This window comes from Streptomyces sp. Rer75, from assembly GCF_013414305.1.
Classification (GTDB): Bacteria; Actinomycetota; Actinomycetes; order Streptomycetales; family Streptomycetaceae; genus Streptomyces; species Streptomyces himastatinicus.
The window spans coordinates 169,052-177,286 of sequence record NZ_CP058693.1 but is presented as its reverse complement, the minus strand read 5'-3'; the positions used below and the strand labels follow the sequence as shown (position 1 = coordinate 177,286).

The 8,235-nt window shown below is 68.8% G+C and carries 7 protein-coding genes, 1 tRNA gene and 6 pseudogenes; 7 read left to right on the top strand and 7 right to left on the bottom strand.

Features of this window, described 5'->3' with window-relative positions; genetic code table 11:
• Window positions 1-141: 141 nt before the first annotated feature.
• A pseudogene (locus tag HYQ63_RS45535) lies at window positions 142-1,251 on the top strand (integrase core domain-containing protein).
• Between the two features lie 19 nt (window positions 1,252-1,270).
• Here HYQ63_RS45535 and HYQ63_RS44195 read toward each other — a convergent pair.
• A pseudogene (locus tag HYQ63_RS44195) lies at window positions 1,271-1,713 on the bottom strand (AraC family transcriptional regulator); the annotation flags it as partial.
• Window positions 1,714-1,886: 173 nt separating this feature from the next.
• Between HYQ63_RS44195 and HYQ63_RS45805 the strand changes: the two are divergent.
• Entirely contained in the window at window positions 1,887-2,090 is a 204-nt protein-coding gene (locus HYQ63_RS45805) for a hypothetical protein (RefSeq protein WP_373689001.1), read from the top strand.
• A gap of 113 nt (window positions 2,091-2,203) precedes the next feature.
• Here HYQ63_RS45805 and HYQ63_RS45800 read toward each other — a convergent pair whose 3' ends face one another.
• Window positions 2,204-2,383 carry a hypothetical protein gene (locus HYQ63_RS45800; RefSeq protein ID WP_373689000.1) on the bottom strand — a complete coding sequence of 60 codons (180 nt, stop codon included), beginning with the start codon at window positions 2,381-2,383 and terminating at the stop codon, window positions 2,204-2,206.
• 466 nt (window positions 2,384-2,849) lie between these two features.
• Between HYQ63_RS45800 and HYQ63_RS00770 the strand changes: the two genes are divergently transcribed.
• Entirely contained in the window at window positions 2,850-3,257 is a 408-nt protein-coding gene (locus tag HYQ63_RS00770; RefSeq protein ID WP_179932034.1) for a VOC family protein, read from the top strand.
• A gap of 148 nt (window positions 3,258-3,405) precedes the next feature.
• On the opposite strand, the pseudogene HYQ63_RS44190 reads toward HYQ63_RS00770, so the two are convergent.
• Together HYQ63_RS44190 and HYQ63_RS00765 are read right to left on the bottom strand one after the other, a co-directional pair.
• Window positions 3,406-3,609, bottom strand: a pseudogene (locus tag HYQ63_RS44190) (NAD(P)H dehydrogenase); the annotation flags it as partial.
• Window positions 3,610-3,864: 255 nt separating this feature from the next.
• A pseudogene (locus tag HYQ63_RS00765) lies at window positions 3,865-4,098 on the bottom strand (IS110 family transposase); the annotation flags it as partial.
• Between HYQ63_RS00765 and HYQ63_RS00760 the strand changes: the two are divergent.
• The 4 genes from HYQ63_RS00760 (at window position 4,061) to HYQ63_RS00745 (ending at window position 5,494) form a co-directional block, all read left to right on the top strand.
• Window positions 4,061-4,483, top strand: coding sequence for a DNA glycosylase AlkZ-like family protein (locus HYQ63_RS00760; protein WP_306664801.1), 423 nt, complete (start codon window positions 4,061-4,063; stop codon window positions 4,481-4,483). The pseudogene HYQ63_RS00765 and the gene HYQ63_RS00760 overlap by 38 nt on opposite strands.
• Before the next feature lie 127 nt (window positions 4,484-4,610).
• Window positions 4,611-4,687: transfer RNA gene (locus HYQ63_RS00755), tRNA-Met, on the top strand.
• A gap of 178 nt (window positions 4,688-4,865) precedes the next feature.
• Window positions 4,866-5,003 (top strand): hypothetical protein, encoded by a 138-nt coding sequence (locus HYQ63_RS00750; protein WP_179932032.1) that lies wholly within the window; start codon window positions 4,866-4,868, stop codon window positions 5,001-5,003.
• A 29-nt stretch (window positions 5,004-5,032) separates the two neighbouring features.
• Window positions 5,033-5,494: a DUF6247 family protein gene (locus HYQ63_RS00745; protein ID WP_257231501.1), complete on the top strand. Its 462-nt coding sequence runs from the start codon at window positions 5,033-5,035 to the stop codon at window positions 5,492-5,494.
• Window positions 5,495-5,911: 417 nt separating this feature from the next.
• Here HYQ63_RS00745 and HYQ63_RS00740 read toward each other — a convergent pair.
• From HYQ63_RS00740 to HYQ63_RS00730, 3 genes and pseudogenes are all read right to left on the bottom strand, one after another.
• Window positions 5,912-6,108, bottom strand: a pseudogene (locus HYQ63_RS00740) (IS5/IS1182 family transposase); the annotation flags it as partial.
• Window positions 6,109-6,209: 101 nt separating this feature from the next.
• Window positions 6,210-7,621 (bottom strand): annotated as a pseudogene (locus HYQ63_RS00735) (NF041680 family putative transposase).
• Between the two features lie 211 nt (window positions 7,622-7,832).
• Window positions 7,833-8,045, bottom strand: coding sequence for a type A2 lantipeptide (locus tag HYQ63_RS00730; RefSeq protein WP_179932031.1), 213 nt, complete (start codon window positions 8,043-8,045; stop codon window positions 7,833-7,835).
• Window positions 8,046-8,235: the final 190 nt, after the last annotated feature.

Sequence of the window (8,235 nt, the reverse complement as noted above, 5' to 3'; positions counted from 1 at the left end):
TCGGGAGGCCGGTCAGCCGGATACGGCATGCCGGAGCGGGGCGGCGAGGCCGGCGGTGGCCCCTGAAGGGTGTCTTTATTGCCGTAGGGTGATTGACCTGGGGCTTTTGCGATCGTCCAAGTATGGGCATGATCGGTGATCGTGGGTCTGCGACTGCTCTACCTGATCTTCTGCCCACTGCTGGGCTGCCTCCTCTTACTGAGCCGGTCTGCCCCCGCGAACAACGCTGAGATCCTCGCCCTCCGCCATGAGGTCGCTGTGCTGCGCCGGCAGATCAAGCGGCCGCAGCTCTCATGGGCCGAGCGTGCCGTACTCTCCGCTCTCGCCCGCCAGCTGCCACCCGCCTTGCGCCGTCATAGGCTGGTCACCCCGGGCACACTCCTGACCTGGCACCGTCGTCTGGTGCGCTGGAAATGGCGCCAAACCCCAACCAGACCCGGTCGGCCACCGCTGTCGGAAGAGACTGCAGCGCTCATCCAGCGCCTGGCGCGAGAGAACCCCGCCTGGGGATACGTCAGAATCCAAGGCGAGCTCCGACGGCTCGGGCATAGGGCTGCCGCCGCCACGATCCGGCGCGTCCTGCGCCGCTCCGGCCTACCGCCCGCACCGCAGCGAGCCTCCCAGCAGACCTGGCGCTCGTTCCTGCGCTCCCAGGCTCACACGCTGCTTGCCTGCGACTTCATGCACGTGGAGACCGTCTTCCTCAAGCGCCTCTATGTCTTCTTCGTCATGGAGATTGCCACCCGGCGCGTCCATGTCCTGGGCGTCAGCGCACGCCCTACCGGCGCATGGGTCCCCCAACTCGCAACCTGCTCATGGACCTCGGCGACAGGGCCGGGCGCTTCCGGTTCCTCATCCGTGACCGGGACAGCAAGTTCACCGCCGCATTCGACGCCGTCTTCGCCAGCAACGGCACAGCCGTCATCCCAACACCGCCGCAGAGCCCCCGGTCCAACGCGTTCGCCGAACGATGGATACGCACAGCCCGCACCGAGTGCACCGACCGCCTCCTCATCACCGGCGAACGACATCTGCGCACCGTCCTCACCACGTATGCCGAGCACTACAACGCGGGACGGCCCCACCGCAGCCTGGACCTACGGGCCCCAGACGACGACCCGAACATCATCCCCCCTACCTGCTGGCACAATCAGGCGCCGCCAGGTACTCGGTGGACTGCTCAACGAGTACCACACCACGCCACTCCGATTGCCTCACCATCGACAGAGAACGCCCAGCTCAGCAGCCTGATCGGAATATTGACACTCTTCACGGCTGAGCTGTCGCCGGTCTCCGCGCGGAAGCGCCGGGTGAAGGCCCGTTCGCTGTGTGCTGTGCGGTCGGCCCGGACGGTGTTGGTGATGCCGACATCCGGTGCGGCCAGGTATGCCCGGCACAGTTCCGCCAGGTCGGTGGAGGGCTGGTTCGCGAGGTGGAAGGCAAGCGCGGGGTCCGCCCGGCGATCTCGTGCAGCAGCAGCTCGGCAATGCACCCCTCCCGCCCGGACAGGCCGAAGTAGCCCCGAACTCGACGGCACTCAGGAGGAGTTCACGAAATAGGGGTGGTACGTCCACGACTGTGCAGGTGGCGGGTCACCAGAGAACGGCGTCGGGATCGATGTACAGGCTCCCGGGTGCTCACCCCCAGCATCCGGACCCGGTGTCGGTTGGCGGCCGGAATCAGGACGGCGCGCTCGGGCGGGACGGTCGTAGTGGCCGAGCCACGAAGAAACAGTGCCGACCTTCGCATGCGAGACGGTGGGCGGCCCTGATGGGGCGGTCGCGGGGACGTGGTGATGTTGATCGGGATCGGGCTCCTCACCGGAGCCACGACGGTTTTGTTCGGGTTCGGCGGCGGGTTCGCCGCGGTCCCCGTCCGTGGTGTGGGTGGGCGCCGCGCTGGGCGCGGACGCGATGCGGGTGGCGACGGCCCCCTCGGGCCTGGTGAAGGTGGTGCACGCGGGATTCGCCACGGCCGTCACACCCCGGCGCGTGCTCGGCGTCCTCCGCGGCAGCACAGGGTGCTCCTCCTGCTGGCGGCTGGCGCCTCGGCCGGTGCGCTCGCCACCCGCCTCGCCCCACCGGCGCTGATCCTCTGGCTGTTCGTCGCGTACGTGGTCATCACTATCGCCGGCCTGCTGCTGCAGCCCGGATGCCTGCGCCCCTGCGCACCCATCAAGGCCCCGGCAGCGGGACCTCGGCAGTTACTGGTCGTCCTGGCCATCACGCTCCCGGCCACCGGGGTCTCGCTCGGTGGCACCGCGCTCCCGACGTCCCCCGGTGCGCACGTCCACCTGGTGGGCCTTGCCGACCCCCGTGCCGCCGCAGCCCTGCGGGCCGGTGCCCTGCTGGTAATCGGAGTGCTGCGGCGGCGCCCACCCCACATCCCCGACCGGATCTACGCCTGGTCGTACGTCGGGCTGCTCACCGTAGTCGTGGTGGCGATGTTGCTGTCGGGGTTCCACAGTGACGGCAGACTGTGGCGGGGACGTCCGGTGTTGTGGCGAGGGCAGCAGGCGGCATCGGCCCGGGCCGGGGCGCAGCCCGTTCGGCCGGCTGCCGACAGTACTTCCGCTCGACGTTCGACAGCACCCCGGGCAGGTAGGCGCGGGCGGTCGCCCGTGGTTCAGTCCGCCCGAACCGCCGCGCGGTCCGGGCCCTTGCTCCCGCGCCGGTTCGGATGCGATGCGACGCCGTGGTCATGTGTCGTGCCAGGGCCGCCGAGGTCTCCCGTGCGCGGCCGCCATCACGTGCCTGAAAACCTCTCGAAGATTCCTTTCGGCGAGCGATGAGTTTCGTGGGACAACGCGGTCTATCCCTGTGAAAGGCCACAGACGAAGGAGACAGCCCGTGTACCAGCAGATGATCTTCGTAAACCTCGCGACGAACGATCTGGAGACCTCGAAGAAGTTCTTCACCGAGCTCGGCTACTCGATCAACCCGCAGTTCACGACGGATGACTGCGCATGTGTGGTCATCAGCGAGACGATCGTCGCCATGCTGCTCACCAGACAGCGCTACCAGGACTTCACCAACAAGGAGATCGCGGACTCCACCAAGACCTCGGAGGTGCTTCTGTGTCTGAGCGCGGCGAGCCGCGAGAAGGTCGACGAGCTGGTGGACAAGGCACTGGCTGCGGGCGGCGCGCCCGCCGGAGAGCCCCAGGACCACGGCTTCATGTACGGCCGGTCCTTCCAGGACCTCGATGGTCACACCTGGGAAGTGGTGTGGATGGACCCGTCAGCTGCCCAGAGCTGAGCTGCCCGGACGCGGATACGGAGGCGCTCCAGCTACCACGGCGTGGTGGGGTCGAAGCGCCTGCCGGCCGGACGCGCGCTGAGGCCATGGCCGGCCGTACGACGTCGTACGGCCGACCGACCGGGTGGTGTTCTGCCGAGTGGCAGGCTCAGGCGGCAGCGAGGCCTGCCTTGAGGGCGGTGGTGATGCGCACGATGCGCTCGGCCTGGGCGCGGGCGGCGTCGCGGGTGGTCTGGTCGACGGGGTCGTTGCCCTGGGCGTCGACGTGGGAGGTGCCGTAGGGGTTGCCGTCGGTGAACTTGGCGGGGTCGGTGTAGCCGGGGGGGGCGACGACGATGCCGCCGAAGTGGTGAGTGAAGCCGTGTTCGACAGGGGCGCGTGCGGCGGCCAGGAGCTTGGTTGCGGTCTCAAGCTCTACACCGATCGGGTCTGTTCCCTGTCAAGTTCTACGTGTCGAACCCATACGCACGATTCTCTGGCCATGAGTGGGACGGTTCTCCAGACACTCAAGACGTGTCTCACCTACGGGTGCCGTCGTTTCACGTGCGCGAGGGTGGCCATGTGCTGACACCACCGATCGAGCCGATGCTGGCGCAGGCCCGAGAGGGGGGTCGTAGCACCGTCCGTCACGCAGGAGGGCCCACAGAACGTTGACCCTGCGGCGGGCGAGTGCCATGACAGCCTGGCTGTGTCGTTTGCCTTCGGTGCGCTTGCGGTCGTAGAAACGGCGGGATTCGTCGCAGCAACGGATGCTGATCAACGCGGAGGTATAGAAGACGCGTTGAAGGCGTCGGCTGTAGCGGGTGGGGCGGTGCAGGTTGCCGCTCACCTTCCCGGAGTCATACCGGGACGACCAGGGGCGGGTGCTGTACGACGTGCCGGACGCGGGCCTGCCCGATCCGGATACCCCGGTGTCCGCGCGTTTCGTCGCGGACTTCGACAACCTGGTGCTGTCGCACGCCGACCGGTCCCGGATCCTCGGGGAGGTGGCTCCGGGCCGGGTGGTGACGGCCAACGGGATGGTTCGCGGCACGGTCCTGGTCGACGGATTTGTGGGCGGTACGTGGAAGTTCGAGCGCCGGCGAGGTGAGGCGGCGGTCCTGGTCGAGCCGTTCGGGCGGCTGGGGATCGCTGACCGGGAGGCGCTGGAGGCGGAGGGCTCCCGGCTGCTGGCGGCCACCGATCCGCAGGCGTCGGCCCATGCCGTCCGCTTCACGGACAGTTGAGTTCGGCTCTTGACTCGGCTGCATCCGTCAGGCTGCCGGAGCCAGAGGAGGCGCTCCCGCACCGAACACCAGGGGCGTGGAGTACGTCGAACCCCTTCGCCCGCGCCGTGTAGGGTGGGCGGACCGACGCGGGGTGGAGCAGCTCGGTAGCTCGCTGGGCTCATAACCCAGAGGTCGCAGGTTCAAATCCTGTCCCCGCTACCAACGCACCGGCCCCCTCGACGCCATGTCGAGGGGGCCGGTTGCCCGTCCGGGCGCTGCCCTACGCAGCCGCCCCGATGACGACCCGGCGTGGTGCAGGGGCGGGGCCAGCGCGCGGTGAGCGCGATATCGTGGATCGCCTGATGTCTGCCGCTTCCGTGATCTGGCTGGAGTGCCCCGCGTGCCCGAGGACCCGATAGCCCACGGCGAGCTCGCTGCTCTGGCCCGGCGTTTCGAAGAGGTCGCGGAGAAGAACGACCGCGATTTCGGGATCATCAAGAGCGACCTGACCGCGGTGCGTCTCCGGTCGACCAGCTGAAAGGCGGCCTCGAAGAGCTCGGCCAGAAGTTGGACCGTATCCAGGGGCAGATCGTCGGGCTGCTCGCGGGGCGTACCGAGTCGCGGATCGTCGCGGCTCCGGTGAGCACGACACGGAGCGAGGCAGTAGCCGACGGGAACGGCCCCCTGATCCCGCAGCCCAAGGCGACTGCGGAGGAGCTGCGTGCCGCGCTGGTGCGGATCGTGCCGAGCCAGGTGGCCGCATTCGACGCTGACCGGACGAGGGCGATGGCGGCCGCTCGTGAGCATGAGCATGTGGACGGGGCGCCGATGCGGCGGTTCCTGCGGCAGTGGGCGTTGACCGTGGCGATCGAGCGCCACCCCGCCCGTGCAGCACGCCTGCGCGAGCTGGAGGCACGCGCCGCGCAGGTGGAGGACCTGACGGAGGCCCGCGCTATCGCTGCCGAGGTGTCCGCCATCCAGACCGAGGCGGTGGACGAGGCGGGTATCGACCGGCGGGCTGGCGGGTGACCGGCGAGGGTAGATGGCGGTGGGAGTGCGAGCCCGACTTCGAGCACGTGGCGAAGGGGCTGCCTGAACGCGTCGTCGCTGAAGTGGAGAGGCTGGCCGGACAGCTCGTCGACCTGGCGGAGATGGGGATCGATGTGACGGACATCGGAGAAGGCCCGCGTCCAGGGGTCGCCGGGGGCGTGCGGCGCCTTCCCCTCCTTGAGGACGGTTTCATGCTGGCGCTGCCGCTGCCCCGCTTACAGCTGATCGCCATCACGTACAGCCGCCGTTCGCGGACCTGTAGCCCCCTCCAAGCGCCGTAACTCATCAGCCCGGCCCAACGGGGTGAGGGGGCCGCGTCCGCCCGGACAGTGGCGGACGCGGCCGTCTTGGAGCTCGGCGGGCTTCAGGCAGGCGGTCGAGTGGCTTGATCAGTCGCCGACGGGCGTGCATGATCCAGGCCAACGATCTATCAATGACCCACCTGCGGGGCAGGACGACGAACGAGCGTCCTTTGGGCGGTTGACGGTCTTGATCGTGAGGTTGAGGTGCCGTTTGTCCCAGGTCACGAGCTTGCTCGCGTAGGCGCGGTCGGCCCAGACGATAGTGATCTTGGGGTGCATCAGCCGGAGGCGGAGCCGCAGGAGCCGCCACGAGGGAAGGAAGCTCGACAGCGAGGGGCCGCTACGGAAAGCAACTGACCGGCCGCTCGAGGTGGCTGGGCTTAGCTTGTTCTTTATGGTCTGACGTGGTCACGTTCGGCGATGCTCTCGGGCCGCCTGGCCGTTTTGCCCACGTCGTAGCGGGTGGCGAGGTGCCGGTTCTTCGAGCCGAGCGGCCTGCCGGGGCCGGGCCGGTTGGGTTTCGGCGCGGGGGCTGGACAGGGCAAGTTCAGGCGGAGGTTCCTGAACCCCCGGCGGACCCGGGCGGGGGTGAGCCGGCCGGGCTCAGCCGGCCTCTCCCAAGGGCGGCGGAGGTCCGCGGCGAGCGGCCGCGCGAGGCGGAGTTGGGTGTGGGCAGCGACGACCAGCCAGGTCCACCGGTCCGCCCGCTTCGGGCCTGCGGAGCTTCGGGCGCGTCCAGCCCAGGTTCTGCTTGATCATCCGGAAGGTGTGCTCAAGATCGAATCTGCGCAGGAACGCCTGCCAGCGCAGGTCGACCTCCTCGCCTGACAGGCCGGTGGTCGACGACCACAGCCAGACTGGGAGTGGATGGTGGCCGCCGGGCAGGCGGTCGACCTCCAAACGGATCAACGTGCCCTCGATGACGGGGAGTTCGCCGGTGTGGTCGATCCATGCGGAGCGGGTGGTCAGCCGAGGATGGATGCGGTCCCAGGCCATCGCGCGAACGGTGCCATAGCGGTCGGTGACCTGCACGGTCGCGGCATCGGGCTCGCCCCAGGTGGCGGGCTTGGCGAAGCGGAACTCCTTGCCGTGCTTGGGCGGGCGTCCGCCCTGTGGCGGTGAGATCCACGGCACCGGGACCGGCTTGCGCATCACGCGGTCCGTGCGCATCCGCCCGAGGATCTCCACCGGCAGTGCTTCCAGCAGAGACGATCAGGATGTCGCGGTCGCCCGCCTTCCAACGGCCCATGTCGATAAGGTCCTCGACCACGCGGCGGACTTGGGCCGCGGTGACCTCGGCGACATCGTCGGCCGGCCCCAGCCGCAGCACGTCCAGGATCTGGCACCACGAGGTCCGACCCGACTCCAGAGCGGCGACGAACGAGTAGGGTCAGCCGGGCACGAACTGAACCGACGAGTGCCCGCTACGGCCATAGACGTGACAGAACAAGCGGTCCGCACTGGTCGGCGCATCCGGCCGGAGCCAGTGAGTGACGTCCACCGCCAGGATCAGGCGCCCGTCAGCGGCCTCGGGCTGCGGCAGACCGGCCAGCACCTGCCGCAGCCGCGGCACATCGACGTTCCCACTGTTCAGCGCGTCGTACATTGCGCCATGCCCGCGCCGGTGCTCAGCCGTCAGCGTCAGGTCCACGGGCGTGGTCACCGGCCCGTCCGCGCGCAACAACGCGTCGGTCAACTCGAACAGCGTGTCCCCGCGAGCGGTCAGACAGTCGAAGGAGTCGTCCCGGAAGTGTGACGCCACCGCGAACGCTTCCCGCCGGACATCGTGATGCAGCAGACTCATCCCCCACGGCCTTGTGCTGATCAAGTGCGTCTTTAGCCGGAGCACAGGATCAGACGGAGGCCGTGTTCACGTCCCCGGAATCCCCGTACGAGCGATCACGTTCGGGACCTCGTTCGAGGCTCCGCGAGGCGCCTGCGTATGACGAAACCCCCTCGGCGACAGTGCGGCCGAGGGGGTTCAGGCATCGAGGATGCTCAGCCGTTACGGCTGATCAGACGGCGGTGACGTTGAGGCCTGCCTGGCCGCTCTGCAGGTTCGCCGCACCGTCCACGATGACGCTGTGGCCGGCCAGTTCGGCGCCGCCGATGCCCTCCAGGTGACCCGGGTGGCCGCCCTGCAGGGCCAGACCGGCCGCGCCGGCGGCAACGCCGTTCAGGTCGGCGTCGGATATCTCGCGGGTCTCGATCTGGGCGTTGTAGCTCATACAGCACGCTTCCTTCGTCAGTGATCTCTTGTAGTGAGGCGACCGGGACCACAACCGCGGTCCGGGACCGGCGCGGACTCCAGTACGGGCAGGGCTCTCCGCCCGTACCAGAGAGAGATCCACAGACACGGAGAACCTGCGGATCCGACTCGCCGATAACCAGCCGCCCCACTCCGACTGCGCCACATGT